20 protein-coding genes are annotated in these 21,336 nt (G+C 64.8%); 16 read left to right on the top strand and 4 right to left on the bottom strand.

Annotated features, from left to right (window positions below):
• Positions 1-3 precede the first annotated feature (3 nt).
• Positions 4-951 carry a heme o synthase gene (gene cyoE, locus FIU89_RS04385; RefSeq protein WP_152491463.1) on the bottom strand — a complete coding sequence of 316 codons (948 nt, stop codon included), beginning with the start codon at positions 949-951 and terminating at the stop codon, positions 4-6.
• 86 nt (positions 952-1,037) lie between these two features.
• A complete protein-coding gene (gene coxB, locus FIU89_RS04380) occupies positions 1,038-1,937 on the bottom strand; it encodes a cytochrome c oxidase subunit II (RefSeq protein ID WP_152491462.1) in 900 nt (299 codons plus the stop codon).
• 194 nt (positions 1,938-2,131) lie between these two features.
• Here coxB and tldD point away from each other — a divergent pair, with 194 nt between their 5' ends.
• The 3 genes from tldD (at position 2,132) to dprA (ending at position 5,942) form a co-directional block, all read left to right on the top strand.
• Positions 2,132-3,559: a metalloprotease TldD gene (gene tldD / locus FIU89_RS04375; RefSeq protein WP_152491461.1), complete on the top strand. Its 1,428-nt coding sequence runs from the start codon at positions 2,132-2,134 to the stop codon at positions 3,557-3,559.
• Between the two features lie 251 nt (positions 3,560-3,810).
• A complete protein-coding gene (locus FIU89_RS04370) occupies positions 3,811-4,629 on the top strand; it encodes a class I SAM-dependent methyltransferase (protein ID WP_152491460.1) in 819 nt (272 codons plus the stop codon).
• Positions 4,630-4,799: 170 nt separating this feature from the next.
• On the top strand, positions 4,800-5,942 hold the full coding sequence (gene dprA, locus FIU89_RS04365) for a DNA-processing protein DprA (protein WP_152491459.1): 1,143 nt from the start codon (positions 4,800-4,802) through the stop codon (positions 5,940-5,942).
• 7 nt (positions 5,943-5,949) lie between these two features.
• On the opposite strand, the gene FIU89_RS04360 is transcribed toward dprA, so the two are convergent.
• Positions 5,950-6,387: a hypothetical protein gene (locus FIU89_RS04360; RefSeq protein WP_152491458.1), complete on the bottom strand. Its 438-nt coding sequence runs from the start codon at positions 6,385-6,387 to the stop codon at positions 5,950-5,952.
• 157 nt (positions 6,388-6,544) lie between these two features.
• Between FIU89_RS04360 and topA the strand changes: the two genes are divergently transcribed.
• On the top strand, positions 6,545-9,076 hold the full coding sequence (topA, locus tag FIU89_RS04355; protein ID WP_152491457.1) for a type I DNA topoisomerase: 2,532 nt from the start codon (positions 6,545-6,547) through the stop codon (positions 9,074-9,076).
• Between the two features lie 9 nt (positions 9,077-9,085).
• Here the strand turns inward: topA and FIU89_RS04350 are convergent, their stop codons facing one another.
• A complete protein-coding gene (locus tag FIU89_RS04350; RefSeq protein ID WP_152491456.1) occupies positions 9,086-9,928 on the bottom strand; it encodes a lytic transglycosylase domain-containing protein in 843 nt (280 codons plus the stop codon).
• A gap of 360 nt (positions 9,929-10,288) precedes the next feature.
• Between FIU89_RS04350 and FIU89_RS04345 the strand changes: the two genes are divergently transcribed.
• The 12 genes from FIU89_RS04345 (at position 10,289) to FIU89_RS04290 (ending at position 21,327) form a co-directional block, all read left to right on the top strand.
• Entirely contained in the window at positions 10,289-10,483 is a 195-nt protein-coding gene (locus tag FIU89_RS04345) for a Flp family type IVb pilin (protein WP_152491455.1), read from the top strand.
• 195 nt (positions 10,484-10,678) lie between these two features.
• Positions 10,679-10,867, top strand: a complete 189-nt coding sequence (locus FIU89_RS04340) for a Flp family type IVb pilin (RefSeq protein ID WP_152491454.1) — start codon at positions 10,679-10,681, stop codon at positions 10,865-10,867.
• 330 nt (positions 10,868-11,197) lie between these two features.
• Positions 11,198-12,070: a Flp pilus assembly protein CpaB gene (gene cpaB, locus FIU89_RS04335; RefSeq protein WP_152491453.1), complete on the top strand. Its 873-nt coding sequence runs from the start codon at positions 11,198-11,200 to the stop codon at positions 12,068-12,070.
• 199 nt (positions 12,071-12,269) lie between these two features.
• Positions 12,270-13,691, top strand: coding sequence for a type II and III secretion system protein family protein (locus FIU89_RS04330; RefSeq protein WP_152491452.1), 1,422 nt, complete (start codon positions 12,270-12,272; stop codon positions 13,689-13,691).
• Between the two features lie 14 nt (positions 13,692-13,705).
• Positions 13,706-14,374: an OmpA family protein gene (locus FIU89_RS04325; protein ID WP_152491451.1), complete on the top strand. Its 669-nt coding sequence runs from the start codon at positions 13,706-13,708 to the stop codon at positions 14,372-14,374.
• Between the two features lie 248 nt (positions 14,375-14,622).
• Positions 14,623-15,861: an AAA family ATPase gene (locus FIU89_RS04320; protein WP_152491450.1), complete on the top strand. Its 1,239-nt coding sequence runs from the start codon at positions 14,623-14,625 to the stop codon at positions 15,859-15,861.
• A 12-nt stretch (positions 15,862-15,873) separates the two neighbouring features.
• A complete protein-coding gene (locus tag FIU89_RS04315) occupies positions 15,874-17,319 on the top strand; it encodes a CpaF family protein (RefSeq protein WP_152491449.1) in 1,446 nt (481 codons plus the stop codon).
• Between the two features lie 5 nt (positions 17,320-17,324).
• Positions 17,325-18,293, top strand: a complete 969-nt coding sequence (locus FIU89_RS04310) for a type II secretion system F family protein (RefSeq protein WP_152491448.1) — start codon at positions 17,325-17,327, stop codon at positions 18,291-18,293.
• Positions 18,294-18,329: 36 nt separating this feature from the next.
• The gene (locus FIU89_RS04305) at positions 18,330-19,286 is read left to right on the top strand and encodes a type II secretion system F family protein (protein WP_254701789.1); all 957 of its coding nucleotides are present in this window, start codon (positions 18,330-18,332) and stop codon (positions 19,284-19,286) included.
• A gap of 68 nt (positions 19,287-19,354) precedes the next feature.
• Positions 19,355-19,915, top strand: coding sequence for a tetratricopeptide repeat protein (locus tag FIU89_RS04300; RefSeq protein WP_152491446.1), 561 nt, complete (start codon positions 19,355-19,357; stop codon positions 19,913-19,915).
• A gap of 26 nt (positions 19,916-19,941) precedes the next feature.
• Positions 19,942-20,799 (top strand): lipopolysaccharide assembly protein LapB, encoded by an 858-nt coding sequence (locus FIU89_RS04295; RefSeq protein WP_152491445.1) that lies wholly within the window; start codon positions 19,942-19,944, stop codon positions 20,797-20,799.
• Positions 20,800-20,820: 21 nt separating this feature from the next.
• The gene (locus tag FIU89_RS04290; protein WP_152491444.1) at positions 20,821-21,327 is read left to right on the top strand and encodes a prepilin peptidase; all 507 of its coding nucleotides are present in this window, start codon (positions 20,821-20,823) and stop codon (positions 21,325-21,327) included.
• The last annotated feature ends 9 nt before the right edge of the window (positions 21,328-21,336 follow it).

The following is a 21,336-nucleotide window of genomic DNA, read 5'->3' as shown; positions in this document are numbered from 1 at the left end:
GGCTCACCACCCTCCCAGGCCGTAGGGCGCCAACAGCGCCTCGGCGGCAATCGCGCCGAAATGCGCGAAGAGGTACAGCAGCGACAACTTGAAGAACTTGCGCTCGGCCAGGTACTTGTCCGCTTCCGAGGCGGCCTCGTCCCGGCGCCAGATGTCCACCGCGCCTTTCAGGAAGGTGGCGTTCAGCACCAGCGCGACGGCCAGGTAGAGCGGCCCGCCCACGCTGGTGAAGCCCAGCCCGATGGCGAGCGCCGCCAGCAGCACGGTGTAGACCAGGATATGCACGCGGGTCGACCGGCGCCCGTGGGTCACGGTCAGCATCGGCACCCGCGCATTGTCGTAATCCATCTTGGTGAACAGCGCCAGGGCCCAGAAATGAGGCGGCGTCCACATGAAGGTCAGGCAGAACATCAGCACCGCCTCGACCGAGACCGATCCCGTCGCCGCGGCCCAGCCGATCATCGGGGGGAAGGCCCCGGCGGCGCCGCCGATCACGATGTTCTGCGGCGTCCAGCGCTTCAGCCACATGGTATAGATCACGATGTAGAAGAAGATGGTGAAGGCCAGCAGGCCTGCCGCCAGAAGGTTGGTCGCCAGCCCCAGCATCACCACGGCAAAACCCGACAGCGCCATGCCGAAGGCGAACGCCTCGTCCCGCGTCACCTTGCCGGCGGGGATGGGCCGCTTTGCGGTGCGTTTCATCACCGCGTCGATATCGGCGTCCCACCACATGTTGAGCGCGCCCGACGCGCCCCCGCCCACGGCGATGAACAGGATCGCGGCAAAGCCCACCACCGGATGCACCGACACCGGCGCGGCGATCAGCCCGACGAAGGCCGTGAACACGACCAGCGTCATCACGCGCGGTTTCAACAGCGCGAAGAAATCGCCGAAGCTGGCCTCGTCCTCGAAGCCCTGAACCTTGCTGGTGTTGAGACTTGCGTCGCTCATGTCTTCTCCGAAACACGGGATGCGCCCGGAGGCGCATCCTGCGGGGGATGGCATGGGGCGCGCGTGCTGCGCGCCCCGGCTGTCTTTTACTCGGCGGCGGCCAGCTTCACGCGGTCGGGAAGCGTCGACGGGTCACCTGCATATTCCTCGATCGCGCCTTCCAGCCAGGCATCATAGTCTTCCTGGCTGACGACCTTGACCGTGATCGGCATGTAGGCGTGCGCCTGGCCGCAGAGTTCCGAACACTGGCCGAAATAGATGCCTTCCTTCTCGGCGCTGAACCACAGCTGCGCGATCCGGCCCGGAACGGCGTCCTGCTTCACGCCGAAGGCGGGAATGGTCCAGCTGTGGATCACGTCCGCGCCGGTGACCTGCATCACGACGGTCTGGCCCACGGGCACGACCACGGCGGTGTCGGTGGCCAGCAGGAACTCGTCCTCGGAATAGCCCGCCTCTTCCAGTTGCGCGCGCACATCGTCGGTCAGGCGGTTGTCGCCGCCCGTGGCCGGCGCGCCGATCATGTAGCTGTCGAAGGCGAAATCGTGATCCATGTATTCATAGCCCCAGTACCACTGGTAGCCGGTGACCTTGATGTTCACGTCGCCCTCGGGAATTTCCTGCTGCTTGAACAGCACCGGCAACGAGAACGCCGCGATGAACACCAGGATCACGATCGGCACCACGGTCCAGGCCACCTCGATCGGCGAGTTGTGGGTAAAGCTCGACGGCGTCGGGTTGGCACGCTTGTTGTAGCGCACGATGCAGTAGCCCAGCAGGCCACAGACGAAAATGGTGATCGCGGTGATGATCACCAGCACCATGCCGTCGAGCCAATGCAGGTCGCGCGCCAGTTCCGTGGCAGCCGGTTGAAAACCGATCGCGCCCTGTTCGGGCTTGCCGATGATTTCAAGATTTTCCTGTGCCATCGCCGGAAGCGCCGTTGCAGCGGCCATCATGGACGCCAGAAAGCTGGTGAATTTGCGCATGTTGCACCCTGATCCCGTTAGTTCGGTTTTATCTTCTGCAGAACGTCCCAAGGCGCATGCCATGGAATCCCGTTGTTCGCGCCGTAAATAACAATATTCTTACGGGGCGTACAAGGAAATGCGTTGCGGCAAACGGACGCTTTTGAAACCGTTAAAATACTGGCGTTTCCGGCGCCGCGAGCAGGAGCAGGCAGATGACATCAGACGTTTTTCGTCCCTTCGAGACCGAGATCGAGCGCGAGGCGGCGCTGGCCAGGCTGCGCGAGGCCGTGGCCGGCGCGGATGACGGCGAGCTCTTCCTGGAGCGTCGCCGGGCGGAATCCCTGTTGTTCGACGATGGCCGGGTCAAGACCGCCTCGTATGACGCCGCGCAGGGCTTCGGGCTGCGCGCCGTGCGCGGCGAGGTAGCGGGCTATGCCCATTCATCCGAGATTTCCGAAGCCGCGATGGGCCGCGCCGTGGAAACCGCGCGCCTGGCCGTGGGCGATGGCGGCGGCACGATGGCCGACGCCCCCGCCGCCACCAACCGGCGGCTCTATTCCGACGCCGACCCCATCGCCGGGCACGAGTTTCCCGTCAAGCTCGATACGTTGCGCGAGATCGACGCCTACCTGCGCGACATGGACCCTCGCGTGGTGCAGGTGACCGCCGCCATCGCCGCCTCCCTGCAGGAGGTCGTGATCCTGCGCGCCGACGGGCACGAGGTTTCCGACACCCGGCCCATGACGCGCCTCAATATAAGTGTCATCGTCGAAAAGGACGGCCGCCGCGAAACCGGCAGCGTCGGCGGCGGCGGACGCGTCATGCTCGACGGCCTTATTGCCCCCGAGGACTGGCAAGCCAAGGCCCGCGAGGCGCTGCGCATCGCCCTGGTCAACCTCGAGGCCGAGGCGGCGCCGGCGGGCGTGATGGACGTGGTCCTTGGCCCCGGCTGGCCCGGTATCCTGCTGCACGAGGCGATCGGTCACGGGCTGGAGGGGGATTTCAACCGCAAGGGCAGTTCCGCCTTCGCCGGCCTCATGGGCCAACGCATCGCCGCCCCCGGCGTGACGGTTCTCGACGATGGCACTATACCCGACCGGCGCGGCAGCATCACCGTCGATGACGAGGGCACGCCCTCGGGCAGGAACGTGCTGATCGAGGACGGCATATTGGTGGGCTACATGCAGGACCGCCAGAACGCCCGCCTGATGGGGGTCGAGGCCACCGGCAACGGGCGGCGCCAAAGCTATGCCCACGCACCCATGCCGCGCATGACCAACACCTACATGCTGGGCGGCGACGCGACGCGGGACGAGATCGTGGCGGATCTCAAGGACGGCATCTATGCCGTGGGCTTCGGCGGCGGTCAGGTCGACATCACCAACGGCAAGTTCGTCTTTTCCTGCACCGAGGCCTACCGCGTGAAGAACGGCAAGATCGGCGCGCCGGTCAAGGGCGCCACGTTGATCGGCGACGGGGCGACGGCGCTGCAACAGATCCGGGCGCTTGGCAACGACATGGCGCTCGACCCCGGCATGGGCAATTGCGGCAAGCAGGGTCAGTGGGTACCCGTGGGCGTCGGTCAGCCTACGGTGATGATCGGCGGGCTGACCGTGGGCGGTTCGCAGGCGGGGAGTTGAGGGGGTCGATTGCTAAAGAGCCGCGCGATCGCCAGACCGCGGGCTGGCGGCCCAACAGTGGTCCAGAGTACTTTATCCCTGCAACCTCCGCAAAACCTCAAATCAAATCGCCAGCATCACCCAATCGCCAGCCCGTCCGGGCGGCCCCCCTTTCGGCGATTGCAGGCAATCGCCTTTCGGTCAGCGGACGATCGCGCGGCGGCCTGCGGCCTTTATTCCGCGCGAACCAAGTACCAAAGGCACGTAACATAATGACCGACCCGACCCAGAACCTCGACACCGACGCCCTCCGCGCCTTCGGGGAAGGCGTCGATTTCGGCCGCACCGCCAGCGATTACGCCACCCATCGCGCCGGCTTCCCGCCTGCCTTTTTCGAGCTTCTGACACAGCGCGGCTGGACCGGCCCCGGCCAGACCGCCGTCGACCTGGGCTGCGGCACCGGCACCGTCGCGCGCGGGCTGGCGGGCCTTGGGCTCGACGTCACCGGCATCGACCCCGCACAGCCGCTCCTCGACGAGGCCCGCAAACTGGACCGCGCCGCAGGCGTCGAGATCACCTACAAGACAGGAACGGCAGAGGCGACGGGCCTTGCCGCCGCTTCGGCCGATCTCGTCACGGCGGGGCAATGCTGGCACTGGTTCGACCGGCCAGCAGCCGCCGCGGAGGTCGCGCGCCTGTTGCGCCCCGGCGGGCGGGCGGTGATCGCCCATTTCGACTGGTTGCCGCTGCCCGGCAACGTGGTGGCGGCGACCGAGGCGCTGATCCTGCGCCACAATCCCGGATGGGCGGGCGCGGGCGGCACCGGGATCTATCCGGCCTGGCTGACGGACCTGGCGCAGGCGGGCCTGACCGCGCTGGAGACCGCATCCGTCGACGTCTCGCAGCCCTACACGCACGTTGCCTGGCGCGGGCGCATCCGGGCCAGCGCCGGTGTCGCCGCCTCGCTCGACGCCGAAAGGACCTCGGTTTTCGATGCCGAGCTTGCCGCCCTTCTGAGGCGGGAATTTCCCGACGAGCCCATGAGCATACCCCATCGGATCTGGCTGGCCACCGGGGTGCTCGACACGTAAGGACCCGCGGTTGCGCCGTGCCGCCAAGCACGGACCGGCGCGCGCCTCATCTCCCTCGGCAAAACGTCTTTCGCCCCTGCGCTCAAAATTTCTTCAATCGGAACGGGTTTGGTTTACCCTGTGTTAACCAACCGCGCGTATCACTGACCCTGCAATCAGGCGAAGTCACGATGTCCGAGGAATTACATCCTTCCACTCACCCCCCACTCCCACCCACCACGGAAGATGATCGGGTAGCGTGGCTTCGTCTGTTGCGCTCTCGCCGGGTCGGACCGGCGACGTTTCACAGGTTGATGCAGGAACATGGCACCGCGCAGGCCGCTCTGGAGGCCTTGCCGGAGGTCGCCCGTGCGGCAGGAGTCGAGACTTACGCCGCCTGCCCCGTCGGCGTGGCCGAGGCCGAGCTGAAGGCGGGTGCCGCGATTGGCGCACGGCTGATCTTCATCGGCACTCCGGACTATCCAGACCTTTTGGCCGCTACACCGGACGCGCCGCCCTTTCTCTGGGCCGTGGGCGATGGCGCGCCGTTGCTGCAGCGTCCCATGGTCGCGCTTGTCGGCGCGCGCAACGCATCGTCATTGGGCCTGCGCATGGCCAAGGCGCTGGCCGGCGCGCTGTCCGAACGGGGCCATGTGGTTGTCTCGGGCCTGGCCCGCGGGATCGACGCGGCGGCGCACCTGGCGGCGCTGGATCACGGCACCCTGGCGGTCGTCGCCGGGGGCGTCGACGTGATTTACCCCGCCGAGAACACCAAGCTGGCCGAGGATATCGCCCGCACCGGCCTGCGCCTGTCGGAACAGCCCATCGGCACGGTCCCGCAGGCGCGGCACTTCCCGGCGCGCAACCGCATCATCAGCGGCATGGCGCAGGCCGTCGTCGTGGTCGAGGCCGCGGCCCGGTCCGGCTCGCTGATCACCGCGCGCAACGCGCTCGACCAGGGGCGCGACGTGCTGGCGGTGCCGGGCCATCCGTTCGACGCCCGCGCCGCCGGCTGCAACATGCTGATCCGCGACGGCGCGACGCTGGTGCGCAACGCCGACGACGTTCTGGCCGCCCTGCCCGCAAGGGGTGAGGCGCCGGCACCACCGCAGCCGGACCTGCCACTTGCCCAACCGCCTGAAAAGCGCAGCCTGGCCGAAACGGCCCGGCTGCATACCGACATACTGAACCGTCTCGGCCCGGCACCGCTGGCCGAGGATCAGCTGATCCGCGACCTGTCGGCGCCCGCCGCGCGGGTCTCTCCCGCGCTCACCGACCTCGAGGTCAGTGGCAAGATCACGCGCCATCCCGGCGGGCTGGTCTCGCGATCCTGACGCAGGCTCAGTCGAACGGCGCACAGGCGTCCGGCGTCACCGCGCGGTATTCGGCGCACAATGGCTCCCACGACCACCACGCGTCCGTCGCGCCGAAACTGTGATGCACCGCGACCCAGGTATCGCCGGATTTCCTGTAGAGAACGTAAATCTCCGTGATATCGAAGCTACCGTCCTCCTCGCCCCGCAGCGCCGCGGGCGTCCGGCTCAGGTCGATCGCCCCACCGCCGGGGCGCTGCGCGGCAAGCCCGGCAAAGGCCACGTCCCCGTCGCGGCGCAGGTGATGCACCACGAATTGCACGGGCGCGCCCAGTTTCCACTCGGCGATGGGCCGGATCGCGTCCAGAAGCGCGCCGCGCGTCTCGCTGCCCCGCGGCGGCTCCTCCCACGCGGCGGCGGCCCCGGCCAGCATCACCAGCAGCACGGCCAAAAGGTGTCTCGGCATGGCATCCTCCGTTGCTGCCTCGACACTGCGCCGTCCGGCCGGGATGAACAAGCCGCGGGATACCCTGCATTGACAATCCCCATTCAGACACCACATGTTGCGCCGCCATGGGACCGGCCCGAGTCGCCCCCCTGTTTTTCATACCGTAGGAGTGTTCATGCCAGTCGTTGTTGTCGAATCCCCGGCCAAGGCCAAGACGATCAACAAGTACCTGGGCAAGGACTATACCGTGTTGGCCTCCTACGGCCATGTGCGCGACCTGCCGGCCAAGAACGGCTCGGTCGATCCCGACCAGGATTTCGATATGACCTGGGAGGTCGGCAATGACAGCAAGAAACATATCAAGGCCATCGCCGACGCGCTGAAAGACGACAATTCCCTGATCCTTGCCACCGACCCCGACCGCGAGGGCGAGGCGATCAGCTGGCACCTGGAAGAGGCGTTGCGCAAGCGCCGCGCCATCAAGAAGGACACCGACGTCAAGCGCGTGGTGTTCAACGCCATCACCAAGACCGCCGTGACCGAAGCGATGCAGAACCCGCGCGACGTGGACGGCCCGCTGGTCGAGGCCTATCTGGCCCGCCGCGCGCTCGATTACCTCGTGGGCTTCAACCTGTCGCCGGTACTCTGGCGCAAGCTGCCCGGCGCGCGCAGCGCCGGGCGGGTGCAATCGGTCTGCCTGCGACTGATCGTCGAGCGCGAAATGGAGATCGAGGCGTTCAACCCGCGCGAATACTGGAGCGTGAAGGCACTTCTGACCACGCCCCGGGGCCAGGAGTTCGAGGCGCGGCTGGTCAGCCTGGCCGGCGACAAGCTGGACAAGTACGACCTGGAAAATGCCACGCAGGCCGAAATGGCCCAGCAGGCCGTCGAGAGCCGCGACCTGACGGTCACGAGCGTCGAGGCCAAGCCCGGCAGCCGCAACCCCAGCCCGCCGTTCATGACCTCCACCCTGCAACAGGAGGCCAGCCGCAAGTTCGGCATGGGCGCGCGGCAATGCATGAGCGCGGCCCAGCGCCTGTATGAGGCCGGACACATTACTTATATGCGGACAGACGGGATCGACATGGCGCCCGAGGCCGTCGAGGCCGCCCGCGATGCAATCGGCGAGCGCTTTGGCAAGGACTACGTGCCGTCCTCCGCGCGCATCTACAAGAACAAGGCCAAGAACGCGCAGGAAGCGCACGAGTGCATCCGCCCCACCGAGATGACGCGCGACGCCGAAAGCCTGAAGCTTTCTGAGCCCGACCAGCGCAAGCTCTATGACCTGATCTGGAAACGCACGCTGGCCTGCCAGATGGAAGGCGCGCGGCTGGAGCGCACCACGGTAGAGATCGGCTCGAAGGACGGCCAGGTCGGTCTGCGCGCCACTGGCCAGGTGGTTCTGTTCGACGGCTTCCTGCGGGTCTACGAGGAAGGCCGCGACGACGCCGTCGTGGATGACGACGACAAGCGCCTGCCGCAGCTGGCCGAGGGCGACAAGACCGACAAGCGCTCGGTTACCCCCGAACAGCATTTCACCCAGCCGCCGCCCCGCTATACCGAGGCGACGCTGGTCAAGCAGATGGAAGAGCTGGGCATCGGCCGCCCCTCGACCTATGCCAGCATTGTCACCACGATCCAGGAGCGTGAATATGTCCGCAAGGACAAGAACCGCCTGATCCCCGAGGACAAGGGCCGGATCGTCACCATCTTCCTGCTCAACTTCTTCCGCAAATACGTGGGCTACGAGTTCACCGCCAACCTCGAGGAAGAGCTGGACGTCATTTCGGCCGGCGACGCCGACTACAAAAAGGTGCTGGCCGAGTTCTGGCGCGATTTCCACGCCGCGGTCGAGGAAGCCTCCGAACTGCGCATCGCCGAGGTGCTCGACAAGCTGGACGAGGTCTTGGCCCCGCAGCTCTATCCCCCGCGCGAGGACGGGACCGATCCGCGCATCTGCCCCAAATGCGGCGAAGGGCGCCTGCATCTGAAAACCTCGCGCACCGGCGGCTTCGTCGGCTGCGGCAACTATCCTGAATGCACCTACACCCGCCCCATCGCCGGCGAGGGCGCCGAGGGCGACGAGCGCCTGCTGGGCGAGGATCAGGGCGACGAGATCTGGCTCAAGTCCGGGCGCTTCGGCCCTTACGTGCAGCGCGGCGAGCCGACGCCAGAGAACAAGAAACCGCCGCGCGCGTCGCTGCCCAAGGGGTGGGACAAGGACGAGATGACGCTGGAAAAGGCGCTGACCCTGCTCAGCCTGCCGCGCATCGTGGGCACCCATCCCGACGGCGGCGAGGTGAAATCCAATTTCGGCCGGTTCGGGCCTTATGTCATGCACCAGGCCGAGGACGAGGCAAAGCCGGTCTATGTCAACCTCAAGGATCCTGCGGATGTCTTCGAGATCGGCATGAACCGCGCCGTGGAACTTCTGGCCGAGAAACGCGCCAACCCGGGGCGCGGGCGCGGGCGCACCGCCGCCAAGCCGCTCAAGGAACTGGGCGAGCACCCCGAAAGCGGCGGGCCGGTGAATGTCATGGAAGGCCGCTATGGACCTTACGTGAAATGGGAGAAGGTGAACGCCACCCTGCCAAAGGACGTGGAGCCCGCGAACGTCACCATGGAGATGGCCGTGGAACTCATTGCCGAGAAGGCCGCGAAAAAGGGCACGAAGAAGGGAACGGGCCGCGCCAAGAAAAAGGCGTGACCGCGTCCCTTAGTAAGACGCCAGCGTCAGCGCACAGGCGTCGGTGATCAGCTCCGGCCGGGTCTTGCAAAGGCCGCTGGCCACCTGGAAGGCTGCCAGCACCTTGGGCACGTAGTCGCGCGTTTCGGCATAGGGCGGGACGCCCGCGTGCTTCTTGACCGCGTTCTCGCCGGCGTTGTAGCCCGCCAGCGCCAGCACCGCGTCGCCGCGAAACTCCTTCATCAGCCAGTCGAGGTAGGCCACCCCGCCCTTGATGTTCTGCCCCGCCAGCATCGAGTCGCTGACGCCGAAGCGTTGCGCCGTGGCCGGTATGAGCTGCATCAGCCCCTGCGCCCCGGCCCCGCTGACCGCATCCGTCCGTCCGCCCGATTCAACAGAGATCACCGCCAGCACCAGCGCCGGCGACACCTCGGTTCCGATCGTGGCGCGCAGGATGTCGGCGCCGTGGGCGCGGGCGATCTCCTGCATATGCTGCAACCTCGGTCCCTTGACCGACGCCCCGCCCGGCCCGTCGCGCAGGGTCTCGAACGCGAGGCGCAGCCGGTCCGGCCCGCTGGCCGTGTCGTCGGTCGGGACTTTCGTCCAGAACCAGCCATAGGCCGCCGTCACGCTGGGCACGACGGGAATATCGACCGTGCCCGAGTCGGCGCCTGCGTCGCTGTCCTTGGCCCTGGGCTTCAGATGCGCCTGGTCCTCGGGGTCGATCTGCACCGTGATCAGCTTGCCGCCGCCTTTCTTGGGCGGCTTGCCTTTCTTGAAGGTGAACTCGGGAAACGGCGGCGGATCCCCCGCGTGGACGGGAAGCGCGCACGCCAAGGCAACGCCAAGGGCGAGAAATCTCGTGAATCGCATGATCGGGCCTGCTCTGCCTCGGTTGGTTTTCTTGCTAGTATGCCATCAATCGGCAAGTTTGCCCATAATTGTTGAGTGTTGACGAACACCGACGCCGGCGTTTCGCACCGAAATGACGGGCGAAAGCAATAAGCCGAAAAAATTTAACCTTTTTTAATTATTCAAAATCAATAGCTTAATACCCTCCGCGGCAAAAAAGTTAACGGTCTCCAAAATCGCTCGAAAGCCGCCCAAATCCTGCCGCAGTCGGACGGCTATATGCTGCTCATACCGCAACGCAGCGGGCCAAAGAGAGAGGCGGCCCACTCAACTGCTAGCGGTTGCAACCTGAGTAAAACTGATCCTTTGGAGGGACCAACCATGATCAAATTCATCAAAAAATTCCGCAAAGACGAAGAAGGTGCCGTGACTGTTGACTGGGTCGTGCTGACCGCAGCCGTCGTCGGCCTGGGCGTTGCAGGCGTTTCCACCGTGTCCGGTGGCGTGAACGGCCTGGCCAGCAAAATCGTCACCGGAGTCGACTCCGCAGACAACGTCGGCGCGGGCACCAAGTAAGGTATCCGCACTGTGCGATAAGGCCGCGGTCCACCCGGACCGCGGCCTTTTGCCTGTCTGGGGGCAGGGTTATTTTCCCGTAAAATCATCAATTTATTTTCAGGATGCGCCCTGGAAATCTTTCAAAATGCCCAAATGCTGCCGCGTTCGGCTGCTATGCAAGGCGCAACCCAACATGCCCCAGAAGGTGATTACATGATCCAGAGCATACGACATTTCCTCAAGCGTGAGGATGGCGCGATCACGGTTGACTGGGTCGTGCTGACCGCAGGCCTGGCCGTGCTGGCCGGCGGGCTCGGCGCCACGGTGAACAGCGGTGTCACGTCGGCATCGACCAGTATCTCGACCGCGGTCTCGGCCACGTCCGTCAACGACGCCGAGTGACCCTGCCCCGCCTTTGCCGGGGTCACCGCACGCGGTAATGCGCACCCGGCCATCCACCGGGGTCCGGCAAGGCCCGCGCAGTCCGTTTCGGCACCGCGAGCCGCACCCCGCGCAAAGCGCCGCGGCCGATTGCGATCGCGCGCCATGCAGTCCCGGCCTCCGGCCTTGCGGTCAGGGCGCCGCGGCACCTTGCCCCCCTTCGCGCGCCCGGCACGGGCCTTCACCAAAGCACCACACCCACCCCGTTATTTCGCCACATTTCCATCGTAAGTCTGAACGGTAAGGCGCAACCAGTGTGCCAGTGAGCAGTTGAATTCGAAAGGACACGCCATGCGTTTGGTGTTTGGACTTGTACTCATTCTTGGCCTCGGTCTGGCAGGATTTGCCGTCTTCATGGCCAAGAATTACATCCAGGGCTACCAGGCCCAGCTTGAACAGGAACGCGCCAAGAGCGCCCCGGCCTTTGAAACGGTCGAGGTCTACGTCGCCAAGCAGAAACTGGAATACGGCCAGCGCCTGCTGATGGACCACGTGTCGCTTGTGGCGTATCCGGTGAATTCGCTGCCCGAGGGCACCTATTCCGCCGAGGAAGACCTCTTCCCCGAGGGCGAGGACGAGCCGCGCACGGTCCTGCGCACCATGGAACCGATGGAAGCGATCCTGGACGTCAAGGTCACCGGACCGGGCGAGGATGCCGGCATCACCTCGCAGCTCACGCGCGGGATGCGCGCCTTCGCAATCGAGGTCGACGTGTCCAGCGGCGTGTCCGGCTTCCTGCGTCCCGGCGACCGCGTCGACATCTACTGGACCGGCAACGTGGGCACCGCCGCAGGTATCGACGGCCGTCGCGGCGGCAGCGAGGTCACGAAGCTGATCGAAACCGGCGTGCGCCTGATTGCCGTGGACCAGGTGGCGAACGGCGACACCACCGAGGCGATCATCGCCCGCACCGTCACCGTTGCCATCAAGCCGCAGCAGGTCGCCGCGCTCGCGCAGGCGCAATCCACCGGCAGCCTGTCGCTGTCGCTGGTCGGCGCCGACGACGAAACCGTGGCCGAGGCGATCGAGGTCGACCAGAACATGCTTCTGGGGATCGAGGCCGCCGCCGCCCCCGCGCCGCAGGTCCAGAAAGAGATCTGCACCATCAAGACCCGCCGCGGCGGCGAGGTGATCTCGACCCCGATCCCCTGCGCGACCAACTGATCCGCACTACATCTTGTGTATGCGAGGCGCCCCCACCACAGGGCGCCTCGTTTCTTTCGGGCAACTGTCCCCCAAAATCCACAGCAACAGCGCGTCGAAAGTGGTTGATTCTTGAAAAAATTTTCGAATTGGCCCACAGTCCTGTCAATTCCGGGCGAAAAGACCCGACAAATGAGGCGTGATCGGAAAGGCAGGTCACATGATAAAATCGAGCGTATTCAAGGCCGCCCTTGTCGGGCTGGCTGTCGTGTTTTCCCCTGTCGCCGACATGGCGATGGCTGACAACATCACGGTGATCCAGAAGGGCGCGAACCGTGATCTGAGCATTCCGATGAACCGGGCCGTCGTGATCGAAAGCGACACGCCGTTTGCGGAGCTGAGCATCGCGAACCCGTCCATCGCGGACTTCTCTACCCTGTCGGACCGTACCGTCTATGTCCTCGGCAAGGCGCCGGGGCGCACCACCCTGACCCTTCTCGACGCCACCGGCCGGCTGATCACAAACGTGGAGGTGCATGTCAGCCCGGACATCTCGGAGTTCAAGGAGCGGCTGCAACAGATCATGCCCGGCGAAAAGATCGAGGTGCGCTCTGCCAATGACGGCATCGTACTGTCGGGCACCGTCACCAGCGCCAGCAAGATGGACCGCGCGCTGGAACTGGCGAACCGCTACGCGCCCGAACGCGTGTCGAACCTGATGTCGGTCTCGGGCAAGCAGCAGGTCATGCTGAAGGTCCGCTTTGCCGAGATGCAGCGCACCGTGTCCAAGGCGCTGGGCACGTCGCTGTCGCTGGACGCGCGCTCGGCAGGCAGCGCGGGCTTTATCGGCGGCACCGGCACCACCAACACCCAAGGCGGTGTCATCGGCACGCTGGCCGGGGCGATCCCGTCGGTGCAGAACAACTTCGGCGCGCTTGCCATCGGCTTCGACATCGGCTCGACCGAGGTCGGTATCCTGTTGGAAGCATTGGAAGAAAAAGGCGTCGTGCGCACCCTCGCGGAACCCAACCTGACCGCCCTTTCGGGCCAGGAGGCCAAGTTCCTCGCCGGTGGCGAATTCCCGATCCCGGTGGCCCAGGATAACGGCACCACCACGATCGAGTTCAAGCCCTTCGGCGTCGAGCTCAACTTTACCCCGCGCGTTCTGGACGACGAGGTCATCAACCTGGAAATGGCCGCGGCGGTCTCCTCGCTGGACCCCGCCAACGGCATCCAGGCCGACGGTCTGAACGTGGCCGCCTTCCGCCGCCGCGACGCGTCGACCACGGTGGTGATGCGCGACGGGCAAAGCTTTGCCATCGCCGGCCTGCTGCAGGACGACTTCCGCGACAATGCGGGCCAGATCCCGTGGCTGGGCGATATCCCGGTTCTTGGCGCCCTGTTCCGCAGCGCGGAATACGAGCGCGCCCAGACCGAACTGGTGATCATCGTGACCGCGCATCTTGTGACCCCGACCAGCGGCACGGTCCTGGCCCTGCCGACCGACCGGGTCAAATTGCCGACCGAAAAGGACCTGTTCCTGAATGGCCGCGTGGCCAAGGACGTGCGGGAGTCGCGCGGATCGACCGGCGAAGTCGCCCGGCAGGATTTCAACGGGTCCTACGGCTACGTGATGGACTGAGGAGAGACGAGGCCATGAAATATAATCTTCTGATTACCGCATCGGTTCTCGCCCTCGCCGGGTGTTCCCAGCAAGGAGAGGTCTACAAATCCTATTTCGGCGAAGCCGGAGGGGTGGTGGACGGCGGCAATTTCGGCAACGCCAACATGCACAACCAGTTGGTGATGCGGGGCGAGAAAGGCTATGTCTACGACCTTGCCAACCGCTTTTCGAACGAGGTTCTGAGCACCGTGAACTTCGCGTTCAACAGTGCCGAGCTGGATGCCGGCGCCCGTGACACGCTGCGCGAACAGGCCCGCTGGATCCGGCAATTCCCCGAGGTCCGCTTCCGGGTCTACGGCCATACCGACCTTGTCGGGTCCGCCGGTTACAACAAGAACCTCGGACAGCGACGCGCCAACGCCGTGGTCAACTACCTGGTGGCCCAGGGCATCAGCCGCAGCCGGCTCGAAGCCGTCGTTTCCTTCGGCGAGGCACAGCCGCTGGTCGTCACCCAGGGCCGCGAACGCCGCAACCGCCGCACCGTGACCGAGGTGACGGGCTTTGTCGCGTCGCATCCCATCGTCATGGACGGCAAATATGCCGAAGTGGTCTATCGCGAATATGTCGAAAGCGCCGCACCGCGCTCGACCCTGATCATGGTCGAGGAAGGCGGGCAAGTCACCAGCGGTAGCGAAGAATGACCTGAATTCTCCCTGTCCGGCCAATGGTCGGGCCACCTGAAGAACCCGCCCGAAACAATCCGTTGGGCGGGTTTTTTTTGTCCTGAGATATCGCACAATTACGATCTTTTGGCCCCATTATCGCCTACATTTTCAAGCAGTTTACGAGCATGGCACTGGGTCCATGCGTCTTTGCGCAGGGTCCAACCGCCTGAAGACTAACGGTTTCGGGCGCAACGACGTCGCGACAAACATGGGGCCGACCACAGATGAGTAGTGTGCAAAAACAACCAGAATCCAGCCCGATCACGGCCTGTACCATCAGCCGTAACGTGCAGGATTTCGACTTGTTGATCGAGGACATGGAAACCGCGATGGGCGAAGCCTGGGGCGATCTGGGGTTCGCCGAGGCGCTGGCCTTCTTCAACCAACCCGAGGCCGACTGCCTCGAATTCGTGGCCCTGGCCATCGACTCCACCGACGAGGACGAGATCGGCCTGCTGAGCGAGATCATCACGCTGGCCAAGGCCCGCGGCATCAAGGTCATTCTCATCGCCGAAGACGTCAGCCCCGCCTCCCTGCACCAGCTCTTGCGGCAAGGCGCGGACGAGTTCGTCCCCTACCCGCTTCCCGAGAACGAATTGCAGGCGGCCATCGACCGGCTGCACAGCAATCCCGCCGCGGCAGAGCCCGACGCCGCCGCGCCCTTCGGCGCCTCCAGTGCCCCGGGCGATGGCGTCCTGCTGGCCGTCCAGGGCCTCGCGGGCGGCACCGGCGCCACGACGCTGGCGGTCAACCTCGCATGGGAGCTGGCCTCGGTCTCCAAGACCGACGCGCCGCGCGTCTGCATCCTGGATCTCGGCCTGCAAACCGGATCGGTCGCCACCTATCTCGACCTGCCGCGCAAGGACGTCGTCTATGAAATGTGGGCCGACACCGACTCGATGGACGAGGATATCTTCAAGCAGGCGCTCGTGCCCTTCGACGACAAGCTGTGGGTGCTGACCGCGCCCACCGACATCCTGCCGCTCGACATGATCACGTCCGAGGACGTGCAGCGCGTGCTCGACCTGGCCCGCTCCAAGTTCGACTACGTCATCGTCGACATGCCCAGCACGCTGGTCCAGTGGACCGAAACCGTGCTGCATTCCGCGCAGATCTATTTCACCACGCTCGAGCTTGACATGCGTTCGGCCCAGAACGCCCTGCGTCTGAAGCGGGCGCTGCGGTCCGAGGATCTGCCGATCGAAAAGCTGCGCTTCTGCCTGAACCGGGCGCCGAAATTCACCGACCTGAACGGCAAGAGCCGCGTCAAGCGTCTGGCCGAAAGCCTGGAGATCAGCATCGAGGTGCAACTGCCCGATGGCGGCAAGCCGGTGATGCAGGCGGGCGATCACGGCACGCCGCTGGCCAGTGCCGCGGGCAAGAACCCGCTGCGCAAGGAAATCGCCAAGCTGGCGGCCTCGCTGCACGCGCTCGGCCAAAGCGACGCCGAGAAAGCCGCATAGGGGATCACGCCGATGTTTTCGCGATACAAAAAAGCAACCGACGGGGCCCAGCCGGTCAAGGCCGCCAAGAAACCCGTCGCGGAGGCGCCCAAGACCGCGCCCGTGGAAGAAGCGCAAAGCGTTTCGCTGCGCAAACCGCTTCAGAAGGCGGCGGCGACCACCGCCCCGCAGGACAAGGACCGCAAGCGCAAGGAACGGCTGGCCGAGATCAAGATCGACCTGCACCGCGCGCTTCTCGACAACCTCAACCTCGGAGCGCTCGACACCGCGACCGAGGCGGACCTGCGTGCAGAAATCAGCGCCATCGCCGGCGAGGCCCTCGAGGAACGCAGCATCGTCCTCAACCGCGAGGACCGCACCACCCTGACGCAGGACCTCTACGACGAGGTGCGCGGCCTGGGCCCGCTGGAACCGCTGCTGAAGGACGACACGGTCAACGATATCCTCGTCAACGGCCCGCATCAGGTGTTCGTGGAACGCGCGGGCAAGCTGATGCTGACCGACACCACCTTCAAGGACGAAAAGCACCTGCTGCGGATCATCGACAAGATCGTTTCCGCCGTGGGCCGGCGCGTCGATGAATCAAACCCTTACGTTGACGCCCGTCTCCAGGACGGCTCGCGTTTCAACGCGATGGTGCCGCCGGTCGCGGTGGATGGCAGCCTGGTGTCCATTCGTAAGTTCAAGAAGGACAAGCTGGGCATCGACGACCTGGTGAATTTCGGCGCCTTTTCCGAGGAAATGGCCGCCTATCTTCAGGCCGCCGTCGCCACGCGCCTCAACGTGATCGTTTCGGGCGGGACCGGCTCGGGCAAGACGACCACGCTCAATGCGCTGTCGTCCTTCATCGACAATTCCGAACGCATCCTGACGATCGAGGACACCGCCGAACTTCAGCTGCAACAGATCCACGTGGGCCGGATGGAAAGCCGTCCGCCCAACGTCGAGGGCAAGGGCGAGGTCAGTCCCCGCGACTGCCTGAAGAACGCCCTGCGGATGCGCCCCGACCGCATCATCGTCGGCGAGACGCGCGGCGAGGAGGTGATCGACATGCTGCAGGCCATGAACACCGGCCACGACGGCTCGATGACCACGATCCACGCCAACAACCCGCGCGACGGCATCAGCCGCCTGGAGAACATGGTGGCCATGGCCGGGATCGAGATGCCGCTCAAGGCGGTGCGCTCGCAGATCGCCTCGGCCGTGAACCTTCTGGTGCAGGCCAGCCGCCTGCAGGATGGCTCGCGCCGGATGACCTCGATCACCGAGATCACCGGGATGGAAGGCGACGTGATTTCCATGCAGGAGATTTTCCGCTTCCAGCGCGTCGGCCTGACGCCGGACAACAAGATCATCGGCCATTTCACCGGCACCGGTGTGCGGTCGAACTATTCAGAACGGTTCCGCTTGTGGGGGTATGACCTGCCGCCCAGCATCTACGAACCCGTGGGAGAGTAAACGCCATGTCTATCAGTGCAGAGCCGATCATCTATGGCCTGATCTTCATCGGGATCATGGTCCTGGTGCAGGGTCTTTACCTGACCGTCTTCGGTCGCTCGATCAGCCTCAACAACCGCGTGAACCGCCGGCTGGAGATGCTGGACAAGGGCGGCAACCGCGAAGAGGTGATGGAAAAGCTGCGCAAGGAGATGGAACAGCATCTCAAGGCGCGCAAGATCCCGCTCTACTCGATCCTCGCCACCAAGGCGCAGATGGGCGCCATCGCGTTTTCGCCCAAGCAGCTGATGCTGCTGATGGTCGCCTGCGGCTTTGTCGCGTTCATCGGCCTGTCGGTGGGCACGAGCACCGCGCTGCCGGTGCGCGCGCTGGTTTCGGTGGTGATGGGCGTCGGCGGTATCTTCGTCTGGGTCAACATGAAGGCCAGCAAGCGTATGGCAATGCTCGAAGAACAGCTGCCCGACGCCATCGAACTCATGGTGCGCTCCTTGCGCGTCGGCCACCCGTTCAGCTCGGCCATTTCCATCGTCGCCAACGAGGTCGCAGACCCGCTGGCGACCGAATTCGGCGTCATCGCCGACGAGGCCGCCTATGGCCGGGACATGGGCGAGGCGCTCAAGGACATGGCCGAACGTCTGGACATGCAGGACTTGCGCTTTCTCGCCGTGGCCGTGACCATCCAGCAGCAATCGGGCGGCAACCTGGCCGAGATCCTCGATGGCCTGGCCAAGGTGATCCGCGCCCGCTTCCGTCTGTTCCGCCGTGTCAAGGCCATCACCGCCGAGGCCAAGTGGTCCGGCAAGTTCCTGTCCGCCTTCCCGATCCTGGCGCTGATCGCGATCCAGATGATCAAGCCCGATTACTACGACGAGGCGATGGAACACCCCTATTTCATCCCGGCCTGCCTGGCCGTGGGCTTCTTCCTCGTCACGAACCTCTTCGTGATGCGCGCCCTCGTGAACATCAAAGTGTAAAAGGCCCTGACAATGCTGGACACGATTTCACAATTCATGACCGACATGCTGGGCCCGTTCGGCCCGCTGATCGCGGTGGGCACGCTCGGTGTGCTGCTGGTCTTGCTGACGATCCCGATCCTGATCCGCGAGTCGAACGACCCGCTGGACAAGATCAGGAAACAGTCGCGCAGCGGACCGTCGCTGGAAGAGCAGAAGAAAAAGTTGCGCACCGGCCAGCGCAACGAAAAGTTGGACAAATACGCCAAGTTCCTCGAACCCGAGGACGAAAAGCAGCTCAGCCAGATCCGCCTGACCCTGATGCAGGCCGGCTATCGCAGCCGCGATGCGGTGCGGTACTTCCACTTCGCCCAGTTCGCGCTTGGCATCGGCTTCCTGATCCTCGGCGTGCTCTATTTCGTGGTCTTCCTCGCGGGGGCCGATGACACGACCACCACGCAGACGGTCATGTACATCCTCGGGCCGGGTGGCGTCGGCTACATGATCCCGAAATACTGGGTGACCAAACGCCAGCAGCAGCGCCAGCAGGAAATCGAAGAGGGCTTCCCCGACAGTCTCGACATGATGCTGACCTGCGTCGAGGCAGGACAGTCGCTCGACCAGGCGATCATCCGGGTGTCCAGGGAAATCCGCGCCTCCTATCCGGCGCTCTCCGAGGAATTCGAGATCGTCGCGCACCAGGTCAAGGCCGGGCGTGACAAGCCTTCGGTCCTGAACGAAATGGCCGAACGCTGCGGTGTGCAGGATATCTCCAGCTTCGTGACCGTGCTCGTGCAGTCGCAGACCTTCGGCACCTCGATCGCCGACGCCCTGCGCGTCTATGCCGGCGAGATGCGTGACAAACGGGTCATGCGCGCGGAAGAAAAGGCCAACAAGCTTCCGACGAAGATGACATTGGCCACGATGATGCTTACAGTGCCGCCATTGCTGATCATCCTGGTCGGCCCGTCGGTGCTGGGGATCATGGAACTCTTCACGATGGCGGGCCAGTAACGGCCGGACCAACGAACGGCAGGCCCCGCGCGGGCCTGTCGGCATAACGAAGAGGCGGCATAACCGGCATGGCACGAGCAGGTGTCTGGCTTGTGGTTTCCATCGCTCTCGTCGCGGGCTGCGGCGAGGGCGCTTCGCGTGACCCGGACGGCCCCTACGCCCCCGGCGTCGCCCGGGGCGGCGAGGCCGTCGACTCCAAGCTGGTCGGCCACCGCCTGGTGGCCGCGGGCGAGTTCGAGCTGGCGATCGACGCCTTTTCCCGCGCCGCCCTCGACGAAGGCATGAGCGCCGACGTGCTGGCCGGCCTGGGCACCGCCAATCTCGGCCTGGGGCGCCTGCACACCGCCGAACGCCTGTTGCGCCAGGCCATCGAAAAGGACGAATTCTCACCCGAGGTGTGGAACAACCTTGGCGTCGTCCTGCTGGAGAAGGGCGAAAACGGCGAAGCGGAACAGGTGTTCAAGAAGGCCTATGCGCTCGACAATGGCCAAAGTGACTCAATTCGTGACAATTTGCGCTTAGTTCTCGCAAAATCGGAAAATTCTCTTTATACTGAAGAACTAGAACAAGATTATAAACTGGTGCGGCGCGGGAGCAGCGACTACCTGATCCGCAGTATACCAGGTTGAGGCGAAGGCAGTAAAAGGACGCAAAAATGCGCCATCCTATTCTCATGTGCATCTGCGTGGGCAGCGCATTTGCCCTTTCCGCTTGCGATGACAAGGCCGGCAAGGCCGATGTGGACCGGGCCCTGTCCGATCTCAACGTCGTCGACGAAAGCAATCTTGGCGATGTCATGCTGACCGTGGCAGACCCCAACGAGTCCGTGAAATACTTCCAGCGCACCCTGGGCGAACAGCCCGACCGCATCGACGTGCGCCGCGGCCTTGCGCAATCGCTCATCCGGGCCAAGCGCCACACCGAGGCCGTCGCGGCCTGGCAGAACGTGGTCGAGCACGAGAAATCCACCAATGACGACCAGGTCGAATTCGCCGACGCGCTCATTCGCAACAACGAATGGAAACGCGCCGACGAGGTGCTGGATGCCGTCCCGCCGACCCACGAGACCTTCAAGCGGTACCGGCTCGAGGCGATGGTCGCCGACAGCAACGAGAACTGGTCGAAGGCCGACAGTTTCTACGAAACCGCCATCGGGCTGACGACGACCCCCGCCAGCGTGATGAACAACTGGGGCTATTCCAAGCTGACCCGCGGCGATTTCGCCGCCGCCGAGCGCCTGTTCACCGATGCGATCCGGCAGGATGACAGCCTGTTCACCGCCAAGAACAACCTTGTCCTGGCCCGCGGCGCGCAAAAGAAATATTCCATGCCGGTCATGCAGACCAGCCAGGAAGAGCGTGCGCAACTGCTCTACACGCTGGGCCTGTCGGCGATCAAGCAGGGCGACACCACTATCGGCAAGGGCCTGCTGCGCGACGCCATCGACACCCATCCCCAGCATTTCGAGGCCGCCGCGCGCAGCCTGAACGCGCTGGAAAACAACGTAGAATAAGCGGCTTGCGAGGCGCGGGCCATGCCCCTTGAAATCACCAGCTGGGCGGCGTTCTGGTTCTTGCCCTTCGTGACCCCGGTCTGTCTCTGGGTGATGTGGAGCGACCTAAAGGCGATGCGCATCCCCAACATTTCCGTCCTGACGCTGGCCGGCATCTTCGTGGTCGTGGGTCTCTGGGCCGTCACCCCGATCTGGCCCGATTACGCCTGGCGCATCGCGATCATGGTTTTCGCGCTTGTGATCGGCTTCATCGCCAATGCCGGCGGTCTGATGGGCGCGGGCGACAGCAAATTCATCGCCGCCGCCGCCCCCTTCGTCGCCCCCGCCGACTGGCGGATCATCATGTTCCTCTTCGCTGCCAACCTGCTGGCCTGTTTCGTCACCCACCGGCTGGCGAAACACTCGCCCCTGCGCCGGCTGGCGCCGAACTGGGTCAGCTGGGACCGAGGCAAGAAGTTTCCCATGGGCTTTGCCCTGGGCGCGACCCTGGTGATCTATCTCGCCCTCGGCGCGGCCTACGGGGCCTGAGGCCCCTGC

Source organism: Roseovarius sp. THAF27 (assembly GCF_009363655.1).
Classification (GTDB): Bacteria; Pseudomonadota; Alphaproteobacteria; order Rhodobacterales; family Rhodobacteraceae; genus Roseovarius.
The sequence above is the reverse complement of the archived record's forward strand: the minus strand, read 5'-3'. Positions and strand labels throughout refer to the sequence as shown.

Bases quoted from the DNA above. Each gene is read 5' to 3' on its own strand.
- cyoE (WP_152491463.1), bottom strand. From the start codon at position 951: ATGAGCGACGCAAGTCTCAACACCAGCAAGGTTCAGGGCTTCGAGGAC.
- coxB (WP_152491462.1), bottom strand. From the start codon at position 1,937: ATGCGCAAATTCACCAGCTTTCTGGCGTCCATGATGGCCGCTGCAACG.
- tldD (WP_152491461.1), top strand. From the start codon at position 2,132: ATGACATCAGACGTTTTTCGTCCCTTCGAGACCGAGATCGAGCGCGAG.
- FIU89_RS04370 (WP_152491460.1), top strand. From the start codon at position 3,811: ATGACCGACCCGACCCAGAACCTCGACACCGACGCCCTCCGCGCCTTC.
- dprA (WP_152491459.1), top strand. From the start codon at position 4,800: ATGTCCGAGGAATTACATCCTTCCACTCACCCCCCACTCCCACCCACC.
- FIU89_RS04360 (WP_152491458.1), bottom strand. From the start codon at position 6,387: ATGCCGAGACACCTTTTGGCCGTGCTGCTGGTGATGCTGGCCGGGGCC.
- topA (WP_152491457.1), top strand. From the start codon at position 6,545: ATGCCAGTCGTTGTTGTCGAATCCCCGGCCAAGGCCAAGACGATCAAC.
- FIU89_RS04350 (WP_152491456.1), bottom strand. From the start codon at position 9,928: ATGCGATTCACGAGATTTCTCGCCCTTGGCGTTGCCTTGGCGTGCGCG.
- FIU89_RS04345 (WP_152491455.1), top strand. From the start codon at position 10,289: ATGATCAAATTCATCAAAAAATTCCGCAAAGACGAAGAAGGTGCCGTG.
- FIU89_RS04340 (WP_152491454.1), top strand. From the start codon at position 10,679: ATGATCCAGAGCATACGACATTTCCTCAAGCGTGAGGATGGCGCGATC.
- cpaB (WP_152491453.1), top strand. From the start codon at position 11,198: ATGCGTTTGGTGTTTGGACTTGTACTCATTCTTGGCCTCGGTCTGGCA.
- FIU89_RS04330 (WP_152491452.1), top strand. From the start codon at position 12,270: ATGATAAAATCGAGCGTATTCAAGGCCGCCCTTGTCGGGCTGGCTGTC.
- FIU89_RS04325 (WP_152491451.1), top strand. From the start codon at position 13,706: ATGAAATATAATCTTCTGATTACCGCATCGGTTCTCGCCCTCGCCGGG.
- FIU89_RS04320 (WP_152491450.1), top strand. From the start codon at position 14,623: ATGAGTAGTGTGCAAAAACAACCAGAATCCAGCCCGATCACGGCCTGT.
- FIU89_RS04315 (WP_152491449.1), top strand. From the start codon at position 15,874: ATGTTTTCGCGATACAAAAAAGCAACCGACGGGGCCCAGCCGGTCAAG.
- FIU89_RS04310 (WP_152491448.1), top strand. From the start codon at position 17,325: ATGTCTATCAGTGCAGAGCCGATCATCTATGGCCTGATCTTCATCGGG.
- FIU89_RS04305 (WP_254701789.1), top strand. From the start codon at position 18,330: ATGACCGACATGCTGGGCCCGTTCGGCCCGCTGATCGCGGTGGGCACG.
- FIU89_RS04300 (WP_152491446.1), top strand. From the start codon at position 19,355: ATGGCACGAGCAGGTGTCTGGCTTGTGGTTTCCATCGCTCTCGTCGCG.
- FIU89_RS04295 (WP_152491445.1), top strand. From the start codon at position 19,942: ATGCGCCATCCTATTCTCATGTGCATCTGCGTGGGCAGCGCATTTGCC.
- FIU89_RS04290 (WP_152491444.1), top strand. From the start codon at position 20,821: ATGCCCCTTGAAATCACCAGCTGGGCGGCGTTCTGGTTCTTGCCCTTC.